At 46.8% G+C, this 18,689-nt stretch carries 15 protein-coding genes; 7 read left to right on the top strand and 8 right to left on the bottom strand.

The features are described 5' to 3' along the window. Window positions 1-167: 167 nt before the first annotated feature. Complete coding sequence (locus tag ACVXHP_RS18955; RefSeq protein WP_447572022.1) at window positions 168-968, bottom strand: nucleotidyltransferase domain-containing protein; 801 nt, start codon at window positions 966-968, stop codon at window positions 168-170. A 406-nt stretch (window positions 969-1,374) separates the two neighbouring features. On the opposite strand from ACVXHP_RS18955, the gene ACVXHP_RS18950 reads away from it, so the two are divergent. The 3 genes from ACVXHP_RS18950 (at window position 1,375) to ACVXHP_RS18940 (ending at window position 3,824) form a co-directional block, all read left to right on the top strand. Further along, window positions 1,375-2,064, top strand: coding sequence for a helix-turn-helix transcriptional regulator (locus tag ACVXHP_RS18950; RefSeq protein WP_447572021.1), 690 nt, complete (start codon window positions 1,375-1,377; stop codon window positions 2,062-2,064). A 70-nt stretch (window positions 2,065-2,134) separates the two neighbouring features. Next, complete coding sequence (locus ACVXHP_RS18945) at window positions 2,135-2,881, top strand: SDR family NAD(P)-dependent oxidoreductase (RefSeq protein ID WP_304703010.1); 747 nt, start codon at window positions 2,135-2,137, stop codon at window positions 2,879-2,881. Between the two features lie 586 nt (window positions 2,882-3,467). Then, complete coding sequence (locus tag ACVXHP_RS18940; protein ID WP_200009176.1) at window positions 3,468-3,824, top strand: hypothetical protein; 357 nt, start codon at window positions 3,468-3,470, stop codon at window positions 3,822-3,824. Between the two features lie 120 nt (window positions 3,825-3,944). Here ACVXHP_RS18940 and ACVXHP_RS18935 read toward each other — a convergent pair whose 3' ends face one another. Beyond that, window positions 3,945-4,082, bottom strand: a complete 138-nt coding sequence (locus ACVXHP_RS18935) for a 5-deoxy-glucuronate isomerase (RefSeq protein ID WP_447572036.1) — start codon at window positions 4,080-4,082, stop codon at window positions 3,945-3,947. A gap of 91 nt (window positions 4,083-4,173) precedes the next feature. Between ACVXHP_RS18935 and ACVXHP_RS18930 the strand changes: the two genes are divergently transcribed. The 3 genes from ACVXHP_RS18930 to ACVXHP_RS18920 all read left to right on the top strand — a co-directional run bounded on the left by ACVXHP_RS18930 (window position 4,174) and on the right by ACVXHP_RS18920 (window position 9,320). Beyond that, complete coding sequence (locus ACVXHP_RS18930) at window positions 4,174-4,740, top strand: Slp family lipoprotein (protein ID WP_447572020.1); 567 nt, start codon at window positions 4,174-4,176, stop codon at window positions 4,738-4,740. Between the two features lie 277 nt (window positions 4,741-5,017). Further along, window positions 5,018-6,175, top strand: a complete 1,158-nt coding sequence (locus ACVXHP_RS18925) for an efflux RND transporter periplasmic adaptor subunit (RefSeq protein WP_447572019.1) — start codon at window positions 5,018-5,020, stop codon at window positions 6,173-6,175. 28 nt (window positions 6,176-6,203) lie between these two features. Continuing rightward, window positions 6,204-9,320: an efflux RND transporter permease subunit gene (locus ACVXHP_RS18920; RefSeq protein WP_447572018.1), complete on the top strand. Its 3,117-nt coding sequence runs from the start codon at window positions 6,204-6,206 to the stop codon at window positions 9,318-9,320. Between the two features lie 208 nt (window positions 9,321-9,528). On the opposite strand, the gene ACVXHP_RS18915 is transcribed toward ACVXHP_RS18920, so the two are convergent. After that, on the bottom strand, window positions 9,529-9,867 hold the full coding sequence (locus tag ACVXHP_RS18915) for an HdeA/HdeB family chaperone (protein ID WP_447572035.1): 339 nt from the start codon (window positions 9,865-9,867) through the stop codon (window positions 9,529-9,531). Beyond that, complete coding sequence (locus ACVXHP_RS18910) at window positions 9,867-10,463, bottom strand: DUF308 domain-containing protein (protein ID WP_447572017.1); 597 nt, start codon at window positions 10,461-10,463, stop codon at window positions 9,867-9,869. Before ACVXHP_RS18910 ends, ACVXHP_RS18915 begins: the two co-directional genes overlap by 1 nt. A 281-nt stretch (window positions 10,464-10,744) precedes the next feature. Here ACVXHP_RS18910 and ACVXHP_RS18905 point away from each other — a divergent pair, with 281 nt between their 5' ends. Beyond that, the gene (locus ACVXHP_RS18905; protein ID WP_200009181.1) at window positions 10,745-11,374 is read left to right on the top strand and encodes a YfdX family protein; all 630 of its coding nucleotides are present in this window, start codon (window positions 10,745-10,747) and stop codon (window positions 11,372-11,374) included. A gap of 76 nt (window positions 11,375-11,450) precedes the next feature. On the opposite strand, the gene ACVXHP_RS18900 is transcribed toward ACVXHP_RS18905, so the two are convergent. The 4 genes from ACVXHP_RS18900 to ACVXHP_RS18885 form a co-directional block, all read right to left on the bottom strand. Then, window positions 11,451-14,693 carry an ATP-binding protein gene (locus ACVXHP_RS18900; RefSeq protein WP_447572016.1) on the bottom strand — a complete coding sequence of 1,081 codons (3,243 nt, stop codon included), beginning with the start codon at window positions 14,691-14,693 and terminating at the stop codon, window positions 11,451-11,453. A gap of 4 nt (window positions 14,694-14,697) precedes the next feature. Next, a complete protein-coding gene (gene evgA / locus ACVXHP_RS18895) occupies window positions 14,698-15,312 on the bottom strand; it encodes an acid-sensing system DNA-binding response regulator EvgA (RefSeq protein ID WP_200009183.1) in 615 nt (204 codons plus the stop codon). A 418-nt stretch (window positions 15,313-15,730) separates the two neighbouring features. Further along, window positions 15,731-17,017 carry an MFS transporter gene (locus ACVXHP_RS18890; protein ID WP_200009184.1) on the bottom strand — a complete coding sequence of 429 codons (1,287 nt, stop codon included), beginning with the start codon at window positions 17,015-17,017 and terminating at the stop codon, window positions 15,731-15,733. 78 nt (window positions 17,018-17,095) lie between these two features. Continuing rightward, window positions 17,096-18,688 carry an N-acyl-D-amino-acid deacylase family protein gene (locus ACVXHP_RS18885; protein ID WP_316129905.1) on the bottom strand — a complete coding sequence of 531 codons (1,593 nt, stop codon included), beginning with the start codon at window positions 18,686-18,688 and terminating at the stop codon, window positions 17,096-17,098. Between the last annotated feature and the right edge of the window lies 1 nt (window position 18,689).

The following is an 18,689-nucleotide window of genomic DNA, read 5'->3' as shown; positions in this document are numbered from 1 at the left end:
ATCTAAGCATCCAGTAAGAACGTCACAACCGAAATTCAGACGACCATTTTTAGCAAACATAGTCTGCACTCGGTGGCAGGCCAAACCGAAACCTTTCAAGGTTTGGAGCTGGCTCTCAGCTGACATTTAAACTTTTCCCTGCTCTGATAAGCGACCTGAGTATGGATTTAACCCCTGGCAGAATACGCTTTCAGCATGGCAAGAACCGCCCAACGAGCCACATCGTCTGCGATATTTTCAGGCAAAGCATCAGCCCGCAGATTGATATAAGCGTCCACAGCCATTTTGATGGCAACACTGACGGAGTCACGATCGTGAGTTGCCAGCGTAGAAGTCAGCAGGCCATCAGGATCAATGCCGAGGAATTCAATGCGGCGAACCCCACGTTGCGGTAGATTTGCGCGACGGTATAGCATAGGTCCCAGCACCTGCTCACGGAAGAATGCCAGCATACCAATCGCTTCAAAGAGTTCGCCCCTTCCCAGTTTAACCACAGCGTAATGAAGCCAAATCCAGGCTCGGGACTCAAACCACTCCGGCGTCATGTTGGGCCAGTGAGCGCTAAATTTTGCCAGTTGTCGCTCCAGAGCAGTGCTATCACGGGTAAATAACACTGCTGGCTCCTCAACGCGTTGAGTAAGCATTTCCAGGGTGACAAATTTCAGATCGACATGGAGAAGCTCAGGGCCATACAGGCATATAAGCAGGCGAGGCTCTCCAACATGTTCCCCAGTGAAAGCATGCAACAGATGGCCTAATGTTCCGGCGAACTCCCTACGCTGCGCCATGATTTCGTCATAGTGGAGAGGATCTACCACAACGACAAAATCGAGATCGGAGTATTTATCAAACCCGCCATGAACAATCGAACCACCAGCAAGAAGGGAATGGATTCGCGAATCAGACTGAAATTTAAGCTTGAGTTGCTCTGCAAAACTTCTGTGTAAATCGGGTAATGTACTAAGCATACTTTTTCCTGTTCACAAAAAACACAAAGCATTTCAGAATATCGAGTAGTTTATATTCAGGCCAGATATTTTTTGCAGGAACAGTAATATCCTTAGAAAGTTTACTCACTTAGCGGCATGTCCACTTTTGGTGGGTAAGACCAGAGAGCGAAGTGTAGCGTTTAGTTGGCGGAATTGTTTGGTCATCTGCATTGGCAACGTCCCCCTTGATTAAGGATAGCGTTGCATCCACCGATTGAACTCACAGCAAGGAGCGGACGATTACACTATCATCATCCGCAGATGGGCGTATTCTGTATTAATCAATGGGCTGTTTAACTTAAGCGTGTACGCTAACTTTGTACTAAGATGCCTATCCAACAGATGCTTTAAGATATCGTCTCAGGCTCAAGATGGATTTATCAACATGACTAGAACAGAAAGGCTTCTGGAATTACTTCAGATATTAAGGGCGCAAAGATATCCGATCACGGCATCCACTCTCTCTGAAAGATTAGGAATAAGTGTGCGCTCTCTTTACAGAGATATAAAAACGCTACAGCATCAAGGTGTGTGCATTGAAGGTGGTGCTGGAATTGGTTATATCGTTAAGTCTGATTTTCATTTACCCCCCTTAAACCTTTCTCATGAAGAAATTAATGCTATTACACTGGGGTTAAATTGGGTCTCTCATAATACGGATTATGATTTCAAAAACACCGCAAGGAATGCACTGGCCAAAATACATGCCGTCATCCCTGGTGAATTAAAAAATCTTATTGAGAGCCAGTCCTATCTGATTGGTCCTTCAGAAAATAATGAGATGTTTTTTGAAGGCATCCGCAATGCTATTAAAAAGCGAAAGAGAATCAAAATAAAGTATTGTGACAAGAAGGACACTTACTCTTCTCGTGTCATATGGCCTATCGGATTGGTATATATGGAGTCGTGCTGGCTTTTGGTTGCATGGTGTGAGATGAGAAATGATTTTCGTCATTTTAGAACTGACAAAATTGAAGAGATGGTACAACTGGATTCCATATATAGTGAAAGCAGGACCGTATTACTGAAAAAATGGAGAATAAAAGAAGGGATCAGCGAGGGGAAAGAGTACTGACAAAAACTGTCACAGCTCATTTGTATACTAACCCAGATGAAAGGCTCAATTCTACTTCATAGGGGGAGTTATGAATTTCCAGAATAAAGTCGCTGTCATAACAGGAAGTACTACAGGTATAGGTGAGGCAGTCGCCGAACAATTACACAAACATGGCGCTAAGGTCGTTATTGTATCCCGCTCGTCAGAGCAGGCTAAACAAAAAGCGAAACGATTATCTTCACAGGGACAACAAGCGCTGGGGATCGGATGTGATGTGTCACAGCCAGGACAAGTACGGCAAATGATAGATGAGGTTATCAAACATTTCGGCAGACTTGATTATGCCGTAAATAATGCAGGCTTAACGGGTGAACATGGTAAAAACATAACAGAGCAGACAGTTGAAAACTGGGATAAGGTTATTGCTACCTCATTGAGCGGCGTTTTTTACTGCCTAAAATATGAAATACCTGAGATGATGAAATTTGGTGGCTCTATAGTTAATTTATCTGCAGTAAATGGTCTGGTTGGCATTCCTGGATTAGCGCCTTACACCGTGGCTAAGCATGGTATAATCGGCTTAACCCAAACCGCAGCGCTAGAGTTTGCAAGTCAAGGTATTCGGATTAATGCAGTCGCTCCGGGCTACGTTCAAACCCCACGAATGAGTGAATTTCCTGAAAATATCGTACGTAGTTTTGCAAACAGTCATCCTATGAAAAGGATGGCAAAAATGCAAGAAATAGCAGATTTCATATTGTTTTTGCTGTCAGACAAGTCAGCGTTCTGTACTGGAGGGGTTTATCCGATCGATGGTGGTTATTTGGCCGAATAAAATACCCATCAGGTCCCTTTGAACTGTAAGAATTGCTTCACCAAAGTGGTAGGCTCAATGGGAGCGTTAGAATATAACATTAACGCTTCCGTTGTAGGGCTAGTGATAACAATATTCTCAGTATGGATTAACAGGAATATAGATGTTCGGCTATCCATGGGCTTATACATCATGCCATTAACAACGAGCGTATATAGTTTTCATATCTACTGTTTATAATGACGCTGACTGGATGCAAGATGTGGCAGGAGGAATGCTTCGGGACGTATTGGACGTCGCCCAGCTCCCCCCGCAGTTCGGGCAAACCGTTGGGTCACGCAAGCTACGCAAATTGTCGTCCACAATAACAATATAAAAATCAACCAGATAAAAACACATCCATATCAACACCATCACGACTCTTTTTGCGTCTTCCCTTCGCGCAAAAAACAAAATCCCCAACAAAAAATAACCGTATTAATTGCTCACAACTGACTAAATGGATAAATAACGTTATCAGCACTTACAGTTTTTTCCTAAAGCCAGCGCTTCGTTTGTATGCCATGCTTCATCACGCTAATAACTTATAACGCTAAGCGAGGATATTATGAAAAAGACAATTATCGCATTATCTGCAATTCTGCTGGCTTCTCCTGTTATTGCCGCAACAACACACGCAACTGATAATGATGTAGCTGCTGCGCACGAAAACGCGAATACTGCAAAAGAAAAATTGCATCAGGCGCAGAATCAGGGCGAAGAGCAACAGTTAAAAGCAAAACATGCAGCTGAAGGTAAGCAAGATGACCTGAGCAGCAAGGTGAGTGAAGGTTCACAAAAAGCCTGGAATAATACCAAAGAAGGTACAGAAAAAGGTTGGAATGCAACAAAAGAAGGTGCAGAGAAAGGCTGGAATAAGACCAAAGAAGGTGCAGCCTCCGTTGAGCAAAAAGTCAGCGAATAACCCTCCAGCCATTCAATAATAAAAAGCCGCTTTCGCGGCTTTTTATTATTAGCATGATCCGTCCTGAAAAGCGTTGACACGTTCCAGACTTAAATCCGCAGAACGTGATGATGACAGAGTTCAAACGCACCAACATGATGCCATGATCGCCACCGGGTGATAACCTTGTGGCACCATCACCATATCACGGTTGTAGGCCGTCATACACTCATCCCGCGCCCCGCTAAAATCCTGTCTGTTGTTACCATAAGCTACAATTATATTAATTTTAGATAATCAGCCTCGCGCTTGCTGACAATAACGAGTAAAGGTTTACTATAGGCCTGTCTTTTTTTAGCAGGAAAGTAAAATGAAAAAAACAAAAGGGTTGCTGATTATTGCCCTTGCTTTCACTCTGGCATCATGTGCTTCAATTCCTGAGAATATCAAAGGTAAAAATCAACCAGATATACAAAAAAACTTTATCTCCGTGCATAACCAACCGGGGTTATATACCGGCCAGCAGGCCCGATTTGGGGGTAAAGTCATCAATGTAATTAATACCAAAACGGATACATTACTGGAAATCGCCGTTCTGCCGCTGAACAACGATGCTAAACCACAAATAGACGCCAGCTATCAGGGACGTATTATTGCCCAACAGAAAGGTTTTCTGGATCCGGTAAATTACAGAAACCGCTTTGTGACTATTTTAGGGACAATTCAAGGGGATGAACAAGGATTCATCAACAAAATCCCGTACAACTTTGTTAAAGTTGATTTACAAGGCATTCAAGTTTGGCATTTAACTGAGTCCGTAAACACCACCTATAATATGTGGGATTACGGTTATGGTACGTTCTGGCCCGGACCGATGTGGGGAATGCCCTACTCCGCAAATGCCGTAACCGAGGTTACGCCAGAGCTAGTGAAATAATCCCGGTAGTACGATGACGCGAATAGACTCCGGAGCCGAGTGTTTGCCAACACGTTTTCTAATCACTCCGCGTTTCGCTTATTGCGTCATCGTGCTCCATGCGATCCTTCGCTAAATATTCACTCTTTCTGTTACATATAATTTAACCGCTAACTTTTAGCGCAAAAATGGGCGTTACTTTTCTCATGCCTGACCATCTTCTGTTATTTACCGATAACTCCCCCACCCTGCATGCAATAAAAAATCATTTGTGCTTACGAATTCTTCAGGGATTACTATGAACAGAAAATGCTTACTGTTGATACCACTCTTTTTTAGCAGCGTCATTATTACCGCCTGCGATAATAAACCTACAGTAAAAACCACTACCATGGAACCCGAGGTCGGCGTTGTTACCTTAGCGCCTTCCTCAGTGAATATTAAAAGTGAGCTTCCGGGCCGCGCGGTTTCCTATGAGATCGCCGAAATTCGCCCTCAGGTTGGGGGGATCATCATCAAACGTAATTTTATTGAAGGTGACAAAGTCAGCAAAGGAGAGTCACTGTATCAAATTGACCCCGCCCCGCTGCAGGCCAGGCTGGATGCAGCCAGAGGCGCACTGGCAAAGGCGCAGGCGACGGCCAATAATGTGCAACTGACCTTAAATCGGCAGTCAGCATTAATAAAATCCAATTACGTCAGCCGCCAGGACTACGACACGACGCGCTCACAGCTTAATGAAGCACAAGCCAATGTCGCCGTCGCCAAAGCGGATCTTGAGCAGGCCACCATCAACCTTCGTTACGCCAATGTCACCTCGCCAATCGAGGGCATCAGCGGTAAATCCACCGTAACCGTGGGCGCTCTGGTCACCGCGAATCAGGGAAACGCGCTGGTTACCGTGCAAAGACTGGATCCGATTTATGTTGATTTAACGCAGTCAGTACAAGACTTCTTACGCCTGAAAGAAGAAAAAGCCAGTGGGAAAATTGCCCAGCAAAAGGGCAAAATTCCGGTTGAGCTGATGCTGGAAAATGGCAAGCCCTATCGCTATACCGGCACGCTTGAGTTTTCCGATCCTGCCGTCGATGAGACTACCGGCTCCGTGACCTTACGCGCCGTATTTCCCAATCCGGAGGGTGAAATTTTACCCGGTATGTATGTCACTGCATTGCTGGATGAGGGCAGCCAACAGAATGTTTTAATGGTCCCACAGCAAGGGATTACGCATAACGCGCAGGGAAAGGCCACTGCGTTAATCCTCGATCAAGAAAACGTAGTGCAACTACGCGAAATAAATGCGGTGAAGGCTGTAGGCAATCAATGGTTGGTGACTACGGGATTACATCCTGGCGATCGGGTCATTGTGTCCGGATTACAAAGAATCCGTCCGGGAATGAAAGCCAGAATCCTCGCAGCAAAACCAAATACACCTGACACGGTAACTGAACAGTAATATTTCAGGTATTAAGGACACCTTCTTCATGGCTAACTTTTTTATTGAGCGCCCGGTTTTCGCCTGGGTGCTCGCTATTATTATGATGTTTACCGGCGGTATCGCGATAATGAACTTGCCCATCGCGCAATATCCGCAAATTGCTCCCCCAACCATTACCATCAGCGCAGCCTACCCCGGAGCAGACGCTAAGACCGTTGAAGACTCGGTGACTCAGGTAATTGAACAGAATATGAACGGGCTTGATGGCCTGATGTATATGTCATCCACCAGCGATGCGGCCGGTAATGCGTCGATTATCCTGACCTTTAAAACGGGGACTTCACCTGATATAGCGCAGGTTCAGGTACAGAATAAGCTACAGCTGGCGATGCCTTCCTTGCCACAGGAAGTCCAGCAGCAAGGGATCAGCGTTGATAAATCCAGCAGCAATATCTTAATGGTCGCTGGCTTTATCTCTGATAATAACAGTCTGAGCCAATATGATATTGCTGACTATGTGGCGTCGAATATTAAAGATCCACTCAGCCGCACCCCTGGGGTCGGGAGCGTACAGTTATTCGGTTCGCAATACGCCATGCGAATCTGGCTGGATCCGCAAAAACTCGACAAATATAACCTTACGCCGCAGGACGTTATTACCCAGCTCAAAGTACAGAATAACCAGATATCGGGCGGACAGTTGGGAGGAATGCCTCAATCAGCCGACCAGCAGTTAAATGCGTCGATCATTGTTCAGACACGCCTGCAAACTACCGATGAATTCGGCAAGATCTTCCTGAAAGTTCAGCAAGATGGCTCCCAGGTTCTGCTGCGCGACGTCGCACGCATTGAGCTGGGTGCGGAAAATTATGCCACGGTTGCCCGTTACAACGGAAAACCCGCCGCCGGGATTGCGATTAAACTTGCCGCAGGCGCCAATGCCCTTGAAACCTCCCAGGCCGTTAAACAAGAGTTGAACAGATTATCAGCCTGGTTTCCGGCCAGCATGAAAACCGTTTATCCCTATGACACCACCCCATTTATCGAGATTTCAATTCAAGGTGTTTTTCATACATTGATCGAGGCAATCATCCTGGTATTCCTCGTCATGTACCTGTTTTTGCAAAGTTTCCGCGCGACGCTTATCCCCACTATCGCGGTTCCGGTGGTTATCCTCGGAACCTTTGCGATACTCGACGTCGCCGGTTTTTCGATCAATACGCTCACGATGTTTGGCATGGTGCTGGCAATAGGGTTGTTAGTTGATGATGCCATCGTGGTGGTTGAGAACGTAGAACGTATTATTGCCGAAGAGCACTTGTCACCAAAAGCGGCGACCCATAAAGCGATGGGGCAGCTCCAGAGAGCGCTGGTTGGTATTGCCGTCGTTTTATCCGCCGTGTTTATGCCAATGGCATTTATGAGCGGGGCAACGGGTGAGATTTTCCGTCAGTTCTCCATCACCTTAATTTCCTCCATGCTGCTGTCGGTGTTTGTGGCGATGAGCCTGACGCCCGCACTCTGCGCTATGCTGTTGAAATCCCACGAAGGAGAAAAAGAAAACACCCATTTTCTGTTTACCCGTTTCAATCACTTCATGGAGAAATGCACCCATCACTACACAGACAGCACCCGTAGGCTGTTACGTTGCACCGGCCGCTATATGGTGGTCTATTTAGTGATTGGCGCTGGCATGATGGTGTTGTTTCTCCGTACTCCCACCTCCTTTTTGCCTGAAGAAGATCAGGGCGTTTTCATGACTACGGCCCAATTACCTTCCGGTTCAACGATGGTAAATACCAGCAAAGTGCTTGGGGAAATAACGGATTACTATCTGACAAAAGAACAGAAGAATGTCGCGTCTGTTTTTACCGTTGGCGGATTTGGCTTCAGCGGACAGGGGCAAAATAACGGTCTGGCGTTTATCAGCCTGAAACCGTGGTCAGAACGCGTTGGCGAAGAAAACTCGGTTACCGCTATTATTCGACGGGCAATGATGGCCTTAAGTACCATTAATAATGCCGTCGTTTATCCGTTCAATTTACCCGCAGTCGCCGAATTGGGTACCGCTTCAGGTTTTGATATGGAGTTGCTGGATAACGGTAACCTTGGGCATGAGAAAATGATGCAGACCCGCAACCAGCTCCTGGCTTTGGCCAGCCAGTCACCCGATGAAGTTAACGGAGTGCGCCCAAATGGACTGGAAGATACACCGATGTTTCGCATTCACGTCAACGCGACAAAAGCAGAGGCGATGGGTGTGGCATTGTCAGATATCAATCAGACCATCTCTACGGCGTTTGGTAGCCGCTACATCAATGATTTCCTTAACCAGGGACGCGTTAAAAAAGTGTATGTTCAGGCCGATACGCCGTTCCGTATGCTGCCGGACAATATCAATCACTGGTACGTACGTAACGCCTCCGGCGCGATGACGCCGCTTTCGGCCTACTCATCAACCGAATGGACCTACGGCTCTCCCCGTCTTGAACGCTACAATGGACAGCCTGCAATGGAAATTCTCGGCCAACCGGTCGCAGGGAAAAGCAGCGGCGATGCGATGAAATTTATGGCATCACTGATTAATAAACTGCCCGCAGGCGTCGGTTATGCCTGGACGGGGCTGTCGTATCAGGAGGCACTGTCCACCCACCAGGCGCCAATGCTGTACGGTATTTCTTTGATCGTCGTATTTCTGGCGCTGGCGGCGCTGTATGAAAGCTGGTCAATACCGTTTTCCGTGATGCTGGTTGTACCAATCGGGGTGGTCGGGGCTTTGCTGGCAACCGATCTGCGTGGCCTGAGCAATGATGTTTACTTCCAGGTTGGCCTGCTCACCACCATGGGACTCTCAGCTAAAAACGCCATTCTGATCGTCGAGTTTGCCGTCGAGATTATGCAAAAAGAAGGAAAAACGCCGCTTGAAGCCGCGGTGGAAGCAGCGCAAATGCGCTTACGTCCTATTTTGATGACATCACTGGCCTTCATTCTGGGGGTTATCCCACTGGCAATAAGTAACGGCGCAGGCTCTGGCGCGCAAAACGCCGTTGGTACGGGCGTTATCGGTGGGATGCTGGCCGCGACCGTGCTGGCGATCTACTTTGTTCCGGTCTTCTTTGTCCTGGTTGAAAACATGCTGGCGCGATTTAAAACCCGGCATTGATTCCCTGCCCTTGTAAGCGCCATTCCTGGGATCGGGTCATAAGATCCCAGGAATGGCGCTTCGCTTATCAGACTTACAGTTGTTAGCGGACACAGCTATCCTGCGAGTTTCCTCGTGGATAGCAGGGCGAGTTATTTTATTGTGAGGGGAAATGTGGATGTAGGGACAGAGATGGTCAATTCTAACTAAAGCCAGGCTATCAAAACGGTTAATCAATCGTGTGCAGATTTACGGCCAATTCCCCCAACTTCGTATCCGGGTGTTGATGACACATGTTAATCATTTTCGGAACAGCGACAGTTTCCACCTCATGCAGCGGTACATAATCATCGCCTTTAAAGTCAGAATTTTTATTAACAATCACAAAGGCAATTGCCGTCATGTATTGCCGACTCATATCAGCAAACTCTTTACAGGTCATATCTTGTGGCGCAGCTTCGGTTGCCTGAGTAGCAAACGCACAGCTCACTGGTGCCAAAACAGAGGTCAACATAACAACAGCTGAAACCATCATTTTAATATTCACGATACACTCCAGAGACAGGATTAGTTGTTATTGGCTAGTTTGTCTGTTGCTACCAGCTTCGTATTTCTGCGCAGACTGATAAAAGCTAACGAGCTGAAGATCATCTCGACCCCAATAAAAATAGAGGTAAACACGTAAGACTTGTCGGGATCCATATTCAGCCATACGCCAGCAATAAGCAGATCTAAAATGCCGATAAAAATGTTCCAGACATAGCCCGGACTGCGGAACATTTGAACTCCGGAAGCCACACGAAAAATACCACCAAGAATAAACAAGCAGCAAAAAACCATGGCCAACGAATTCATGCCGATCACAGGGTTAACAAGGAAACAGTACCCCAGCAGTAACCATGCGATAGCAAAAAATGCATAGGTAAATTTGGCTTTCAACTGCTTCTTCCCAGCGCTAAACAGGCTATAGATAGAATAAAAGCCGCACACCAGGAACATAAAACCTGTCGCATAGCTTAAATAAACGCCGGCAGCGATAGGATAGATTAAGCAGCAAATGCCACATACCAACAACAGCACCGCCATAATTGTTGCGTGTCTTTTATAATGAGAAAGTGTTTTTTCATTAAACGTTCTCAGGGCTTGCTGATTAAAAATAAACATACATCCTCCGTTACATGTAAACGTAATGTAACCTGCTAATAAAAGAGTTAATACTCACACAATACATATCACTTACAATCAAATGATAAGTCTTCTGCTGAGGATGCGTATATAAGAAGAAAGGAATGTCGTTATCCGTTTAATCCTACACATGTCAGACGTCTGACACCTGTAGGATTAAACGCTCATTATTATATCCTGGCTCTGATTCCGCTCTTTAAACTTATTTAATATGATTATTGCGTTTGGTGAACAATACCAACTTTATTCAGGAGAACGTAATGAAAAAGATTATTCTTGCAGGTCTGCTTGCAACTATGATGGGTTCAGCCCCAGTAATGGCTTCTGCCACTACCACCACTGCGGCAGAAACAGCCACAGCAAATGTACAAAAAGAAGCAGCCGATATTATGCAGGTCGCAGTAAAAGGCGCCAATGCGATGCGTGATATTCAACTTGCTCGTCTGGCTCTGTTTCACGGACAACCTGACAGCGCAAAAAAATTAACCAATGACGCCGCTTCCCTGTTGGCAGGCGACAGCAGCGACTGGGCGAAATTTGTCAAAGCAGCGCCTAAGGCGAAGATGATTGACGATCAGTACGTAATTATTAACGCTACGATCGCATTATCAGAAGACTATATTGCGACGCCGGAAAAAGAATCTGCTATCAAAACCGCAAATGGCAAAATGGCCAAAGGTGACTGGAAAGGTGCAGTGGATACCTTGCAACTGGCAGGGATCAGCGTGCTTCAGACCCAATACCTGATGCCGCTGAATCAGACGCGTAAAGCCGTTGCCAGCGCTCAAAAACTGCTGTCCACAGGTAAATTTTATGAGGCTAACCTTGTGCTAAAAGGTGCTGAAGAAGGCATTGTTATTGATAGCGAAATGGTGGGTGCAGGCCAGTAATACACTGCACTAACGAGTGATGAATCAAGACATTTCTCTCCGGATCGGGCAGCTACGGCTACCCGATCCGGGGGGATTAATGGCTCATCAGACTGTCGATCTCAATTTCAATTTCTCGCATGACAGCAACAATGTTCTGTAATGCCTGTTGCCGTACAGCCAGCGGAAGATCGTCATGTCGCATAGACTCAAAAGGTTCGCACAGCGTCTGAAGCGCAGTGATACCCAGAATTTGCGCCGAACCATGCAACCGATGAAGCGCCCGTAAAAACAGCTGCGGCTCATCTTGCGCAACGGCTTTCTCAGCCGCTTGTAAATCACTCAGCGTTGCCTCGCGGAATGTTTCGAGTATCTCGTTCATGAGTGCGCGATCGCCACCGGTATTTTCAGTCAGTACATTGAATTTTAAATGCCGGATTGCACAAGGAGACGCATAGCCCGTGTCGATTTTGCTCAATTCATGCGTCAGCGTCTGGATTGACACCGGCTTAAACAGACACAAATTCATACCGTTTTGCAGACATCGATCGCGTGACTGCGGGAGCGCACTGGCCGTCAGCCCCCATATTTGCAAGTGAGGTTGTTGACAACGTAGTGAAGCCGCGAGATCAAATCCGTCTTTCTTCGGCATATTCACATCGGTTATCAACAGGTCGTATGATTTTTTTGCCAGTTTGGCTTCGGCTTCCTCGCCATCACAGGCCTCATCCACGCTGTAGCCAATGGTATTCAACTGGCGTTTAAGCAGCAGGCGATTAGTAGGGTTATCGTCTGCGATCAGAATGGACAGACACGGTAACGGCAACACTGCGCCAGGGGTATCCCCATCCGCTACTATCGACTGTCGGGCAGTTTCAACCGGTAGCGTAATCGTAAACGTGGTTCCCTGCGACGGAACACTCCTCAGCTCCAGCGTACCGCCCATCAGCGTTACCAGTTCTTTGCAGATAAATAACCCCAGGCCTGACCCCGTTTGTTGACGCCCGCAACGCCCCTGAGCATAACGATGGAACAGTCCAGCCTGCTCTTCTTCGCTAATGCCACAACCGGTATCACTGATGGCGATTGTCAGGGTGCCGTGATTATCTGTGTCCGGAGTCAGACGGGCCGTAACATGGATACTGCCCTGCGCCGTAAACTTCAGCGCATTGCCGACCAGATTGGTGAGAATTTGCCGCAACGCTTGCTGATCGACAAATACCCGCTCGTTTATTGGCAACTGACTGACGCAGGCAAGCGATATACCTTTCTGCCTGGCCAGGGCATCGAAAGAGTGGCACTGCAATTCAATAAGCTGCGAGAGATCGGTCCACTGGGGAACAACCTCATATTTTCCGGATTCAATCTTATCAACGTCCAGAATCTTACCAATCAGTCCCAGCAATGATTGGGCCGTCGCACCGGTCAAAGCAATGGCCTCTTTTCGTTGTGCCGGGCTGAGTTCTGAGCTTGAGAGTAATTCCACAAAGCCCACAATCGAGCTTACCGGGGTACGTAACTCATGACTCATGCTCGCCAGAAAACGGCTTTTGGCTTTTGTGGCGGCAATCGCTTTATTCTTTTCGCTCTCCAGCTCTTGAGATAAGACCTCTTTGAGATGCAACTGTTCTTCCAGTAACCGCTGCGATTGCTTTCTTTTACGGACTTCACGGGAGAGTGATATCCCCCAGATCAGGCTAATCGCAATAAGTACCAGCGCAAATACCACCAGTTGATAGAACTGTTTGCTATATCGGCTCCAGATATCAACCTGCGTATTGGAAATCTTCGACCACTTCTCCGTCGTCTGTAAAATTTCACGCGGAGGTATGGCTTGCAGGGCCTTATCAATGACAGACTTCAACATGGGTTCATCAGAAGAAATAGCAAAACTTACCGATGCGCCTGGCATGTCAGGAAGCCGGAAGAAGTGCATATTATTCTGGTAGTAATGATCGGTAATGAACTTTGCCGACAATTCAGTCGCTATTGCCGCATCAACGTCGCCCTCCTTGACCATAGCCATGGCAGCGCTACCGGTATCCGCATTCACCCATGTCACCTGTGGATAACGTTGTTTGAGGCCACGCTCCAGAATATGTCCGGCAGGCAGAGCAACGCGTATCGGTTTTTCCAGCAGCGAATCGGCTGTTTCCTGGCGCGATGTGATAACCACGAATGCAACATTCATCAGCGGATCGCTAAATGCCGAGTCGTCCTGGTTTTGGTTAGTCGGGGCGATCGTCGGATACATATCCCACTGCCCACCACTAATGAGTTTAGTCTGTTCACTTCTGGACGTAGCCAACACAGGTTCAAAATCAAGACCCGTTTGCAGATGAATAATATTAAGCAAATCGCCAAGAATACCGCGCAACTCGCCGCTACTATCTACCAGCGTGTAGGGCGGGTAATCCGGGTTGATCAAAATGCGGATGGTATGCTTATTCTTTAGCCACTCTTTTTCCTGGTGGCTGAAAGGAATGGGCGCATTCAGATAAGCAAGATTGCCGCGATTTAGCCAGTTCTGCATCACCTGCATATGGATTTCATTACTTATTGACGTAATAAAACCATCAAGGATATTTCTTAATAGGGGTTGGTTTTCATTAACCACAAAATAATTATATTGTTCTTGCTTATCAAAATAATGCGTAATAACCAGGGATTGCGAAAAATACCGCGAGATACAATGACTGCTGGTAATATTGTTACCAATATAATATTGGTTATCATCGTTCACTACCGACGCCATTGCCTGATACTCGTCGTCATAAAATGAGACTTTAGCATCAGGAAAAGCGTTCTGGATAACGTTAAGAAAAGGACAATCCCGCACACACGCGACGCTGACCTTATGGTTCGTCGTCAGCGGTAGCATGGTGTTTTTTAATGACGTCACAAGCGTCGGCCACGTTGTGAGTAATGCCGATGTACGCAGTAAATGCCCGCCGACATCCTGCCGTCGGGAAAGCTGGGTTATCAACGTATCAACATCATTACTGGCGAGTGCGGCAAGCGCCAGTTGCTCGTTATCATATTGCTTTATAACAATTTTTACATTGAGACTTTTTTGCATTAGCGCAAGGTAGTCCGCGTTAACGCCGCGATAGTTTTCCCCGCTGTTTTGATAGACAATAGGGGAAACTTCCGGTAGCCATGTACCAACCACTAATGTTTTTTTATGCGCCAACCAGTTTGTTTCTTCCCTGTTGAAGCTGATATTTTGAACTGCAGTATTATAGTTACTTTTTAGCTCAACCTGGCGCGCTGAACTCACACCCGTAGACAATCCGATGGTAAATATGACCATCAAAAATATAAATAAGCGTTTCAGCATTACTCTACCCTATTTTATTTCTTTGCGCGTATTCATAAATTTCCATTAATGAAGAACAATCTAATTTTTCCATTAAACGACTTTTATAGGTACTGACCGTTTTATTACTGATATTCATTTTACTGGCAATCGTACTGTAATCCATGCCATTAAGGATATAACGCAGCACTCTCATTTCTTGTGTCGATAACGTATCAAGTTTATCCTGTTCGCTGACCGATGAGCCAGTAAAGTGCTCAAGGGAGAAGGGGAAATAACTATAACCATTTTTGGCGGCTTCGATGGCGGCAAGAATATTATTCATGCCTTCTTTTTTACTCACAAATCCGTTAGCACCGTATTCAGCACTGCGTTTACCATAAAAATATTCATTTTTTGCTGATATGATAATGATCACGCCAGCATAGTGACGCTTGCGTAATTGTTCCAGCACCTCGATGCCACTGATACCAGGAATGTCTACATCGATAATTAGCAGTTCAGGTTTGTTTTTTTCAACCACCTGCACGACTTGCTCGCCACTGTCGAGTTCAGTGGTCACAGTGATACCATTAGTATCGAGTAAGTTGCGAATGGCAATGCGGGCCAATGGGTGATCATCAACGATTATCGCGTTCATTGCGTATAAGAATCCCGATAAATAAAGAGAGGCGATGGCTATAGTGCAGGTGAGTCTTCAATATTATTGATTTATAAGCGTCAGACCCAGGACGCAAATTCTAACATAGTCACGTGTATATTTTATGATTTTTTCATAATCAAGATGAATAAATCATAAAAATAACATTTAGATTTACAAGAATTAAACCTTGAGCCTTTCTCTAGATCAAATCATTAACACATTATAGAGGGAATATTCCTACACATGTAGGACTGGTCTTTCATTTATTATGCTTAATTCTTAATAAGGTGAGGAATAGAATTGCAGTGGTAACTGTACATCTGGCGGGAAATTCAGTTGTCGCGAGTCATTAAACATTGATGCCCGTCAATCCCTGTGGCCCTGAAACAGCAGAACCACAGGAGACAGATATTAATCAAACCTGACTGGGTAATGCCCCAACCGCGTGCGAGCTTTTTACGGTCAGCGTCACGACGGCAGAACATAACAGTGCGGCAATCATAAAGATAAAGGCGCTGTTATAGCTTCCTGCGCTGCTTTGAATCAACCAGCCAATAATAGGTGCAGAAACAACGCCCGCCATCTGACCGCCAAAGTTAACGATCCCCGACGCCCGTCCCATAATGTTACTGGGGATGGTATCCATCAAAATTCCCCAGAACGTCGCCATCGCGAAGAACATGAACAGGGCTGAAATACACTGATAAACCACCGCCATATCTGCGCTACTCACGCTGAAGGTCAGGTACAGAAAGCCTGCGGCAATGACTGAGGTCACGACGTACAACGTTTTACGCATCGGTTTGAATTTGTCCGAACAGTATCCGCCTAACAATGTGCCTCCTGCACCAAACAGGAAGGGAATTGCCGCCATTACACCGGTCTTGGCCAGAGAAAACTCACGTACGGTGATCAGGTAACTGGGCAACCAGGTCGAAAAACCCCAGAAGGTGATATCAAACAAAAACCAGATACTTGCCATTTGCCAGAGCACCGGCATTTTGAGTACGTCTTTAAACGCGATAGCGCTGGTGTTTTGCAGCCCACCCTGATCGTCAACGGCCAATTCTGCCAGATCCTGCTGCGTAATGGCGGGGTGATCTTTCGGGTTGTCACGCGTAAATAAGTAGATCCCTGCGGCGATAAACAGGCCAGGAATACCCAGCACGATAAAAACCATATGCCAGCCAAAAGCCCCGATAATGCTCGCTGCGACCACGACCGCCAGCGCCGGGCCTAAGGTGTTCACCGTTGATTGAATCGCCGTCGCGCGACCGCGTTCTTTCGACGGGAAATAGGTCGAAATCATTTTCCAGGAGGCCGACGGGAAGCACCCTTCGCCGATACCAAAGAAGAAGCGTACGGCAAGCATCAGCGGCAGCGTCAGCACAGCCCCGGTTAAGCTGGTGAAAACAGACCACCAGGCAATACCAATGGCCATGATTTTACGTGAGCCAAACTTATCCGCCAGTAAGCCACCGGGAATTTGAAACGCCGCATAACCAATAAAAAAGGCGCTAATAATTAAACCTTGTTGGGTCGTATCCAGATTTAAATCTTTGCCGATATAAGGGAGCGAAACGCTCATGACCATTCTGTCGAGAAAAGAGAGGAGCCACGCCAGCCAGATCAATGTCAGGACGGTATATCTTGCTTTCCAGGTCTTTGGTTTACCTGAAGGTAAAGATGTTTGTAGGTTCATTGTGATGTCCTTAGGGTGTAGTGATCTACCGCGGCTATAAATAGTCGCGATAGATCAATGCGTGTTTAGCGTTATTTATTAATATTGTTTTCTTATAACCGTACCGCTACAGGCATAACTTTCCGTGCCATTAATTAAGGCAATGCGCCCATTAACCATGACAACTTCAATCCCTTGCGGATACTGATTAGGTTCAACAAACGTGCCCTTATCAGCAATAGTGTTCGGATCGAACATCACGATATCCGCCGCGTAACCCACCTTCAGCAGCCCGCGATCCTGCAGGCCCAATACCTCAGCAGGTTTACCTGTCATTTTGCGAATTGCCGCTTCCCAGCTCAGACATCCCTCTTCACGGACATATTTACCGAGCACGCGGGGGAATGCGCCGAACACGCGAGGGTGCGGTTTTCCGGCCCCCATTAAACCGTCGGTACAAACGTTTTGCTCTGGTCGACAGAGAAACTTAATCACGTGCTCTTCAGTGCCGTAGAAGTCGACCATTCCGACGGCGTTTTCTTCTTCAAAAAGCAGGTCAAAAGTAGCGTTGTAGGGATCTTTCCCGCGCAATTCACCCAACTGGACGAGGTTCAGACCAACGGCATCCTGATTTTTGGCCGTTTTCACGCTGGTGACAAAAATCTGGTCCAGACCGGCAAAATCGATAAAGTTATCCCAGCCGGGAATACCCTGCTGGATATCCTCGATCATTTTGGCGCGCAGTTCAGGCGAAGCCAGGCGTTCCAGTAATTTGTCTGTTCCACCGGAATGAACCCATGGCGGCAGGATCACGCCGAGCATCGTGCTGCCCGCCACATACGGATACTGGTCGAAAGAGATGCGGATCCCCTCGTCCTGCGCCTGCTCCAGCATCCCCAGCATCTGGTCGATCAGCCCCCAGTTTTTCTTTCCGCATACTTTCATATGTGAAATATGTAGCCAGACGCCAGTGGCTTTAGCGATATCGATCAGTTCCTGCGTTGAGTTGATAATATCGTCAGCTTCACTGCGCTGATGTACCACAAAGATCCCGTTATATTTTGCCGTGACCTTGCACAGTTCAATCATTTCGGCAGTATCGCCAAAGGCGCAAGGCATATAGATAAGCCCGGTAGAAAGACCAAACGCTCCCGCTTTTAATTCTCGCTCAAGGACCTCGCACATCTTCGCCACATCTTCACGGGTGGAAGGACGCCCATCCAGCCCCATCGCCTCCATGCGCACGTTGCCATGCGGAACTAAATAGGCAAGGTTTGTCGCCGGATGTCGTGATGCCAGCAGATTGAGATAACCGTCCGTATTTTTATATTTCCAGTCTATTTTGTCGGTATCGCCATCCAGTCCGGCAATATTTTTACGCCACGCCGGGATATATTCTTCCGGCAACGGCGCTAACGCGACGCCATCCTGCCCCAGTAATTCAGTGGTAATTCCCTGGCGAATTTTTGCCGACAGTGCGGGGTTAATAATGGCCGACAGGTCAGAGTGTGTATGGGTATCAATAAAGCCAGGACAAATAATTTTTCCTGTGGCATCAATGACCTGTTCATTGACGCCAACCTCTATTTGACCGATTGCGACAATACGTCCTTCATCAACGACCACATCGGCAATTCTGCCTTCACTGCCCGTCCCATCGATCACATTTCCGTTTTTAAAAATGGTTTTCATC

Source organism: Citrobacter freundii complex sp. 2025EL-00176, from assembly GCF_053309355.1.
The sequence above is the reverse complement of the archived record's forward strand: the minus strand, read 5'-3'. Positions and strand labels throughout refer to the sequence as shown.

Coding starts and splice junctions, on each gene's coding strand:
- ACVXHP_RS18925 (WP_447572019.1), top strand. CDS start 5,018: ATGAACAGAAAATGCTTACTGTTGATACCACTCTTTTTTAGCAGCGTC.
- ACVXHP_RS18945 (WP_304703010.1), top strand. CDS start 2,135: ATGAATTTCCAGAATAAAGTCGCTGTCATAACAGGAAGTACTACAGGT.
- ACVXHP_RS18955 (WP_447572022.1), bottom strand. CDS start 968: ATGCTTAGTACATTACCCGATTTACACAGAAGTTTTGCAGAGCAACTC.
- ACVXHP_RS18930 (WP_447572020.1), top strand. CDS start 4,174: ATGAAAAAAACAAAAGGGTTGCTGATTATTGCCCTTGCTTTCACTCTG.
- ACVXHP_RS18910 (WP_447572017.1), bottom strand. CDS start 10,463: ATGTTTATTTTTAATCAGCAAGCCCTGAGAACGTTTAATGAAAAAACA.
- ACVXHP_RS18950 (WP_447572021.1), top strand. CDS start 1,375: ATGACTAGAACAGAAAGGCTTCTGGAATTACTTCAGATATTAAGGGCG.
- ACVXHP_RS18905 (WP_200009181.1), top strand. CDS start 10,745: ATGAAAAAGATTATTCTTGCAGGTCTGCTTGCAACTATGATGGGTTCA.
- ACVXHP_RS18885 (WP_316129905.1), bottom strand. CDS start 18,688: ATGAAAACCATTTTTAAAAACGGAAATGTGATCGATGGGACGGGCAGT.
- ACVXHP_RS18900 (WP_447572016.1), bottom strand. CDS start 14,693: ATGCTGAAACGCTTATTTATATTTTTGATGGTCATATTTACCATCGGA.
- ACVXHP_RS18890 (WP_200009184.1), bottom strand. CDS start 17,017: ATGAACCTACAAACATCTTTACCTTCAGGTAAACCAAAGACCTGGAAA.
- evgA (WP_200009183.1), bottom strand. CDS start 15,312: ATGAACGCGATAATCGTTGATGATCACCCATTGGCCCGCATTGCCATT.
- ACVXHP_RS18920 (WP_447572018.1), top strand. CDS start 6,204: ATGGCTAACTTTTTTATTGAGCGCCCGGTTTTCGCCTGGGTGCTCGCT.
- ACVXHP_RS18940 (WP_200009176.1), top strand. CDS start 3,468: ATGAAAAAGACAATTATCGCATTATCTGCAATTCTGCTGGCTTCTCCT.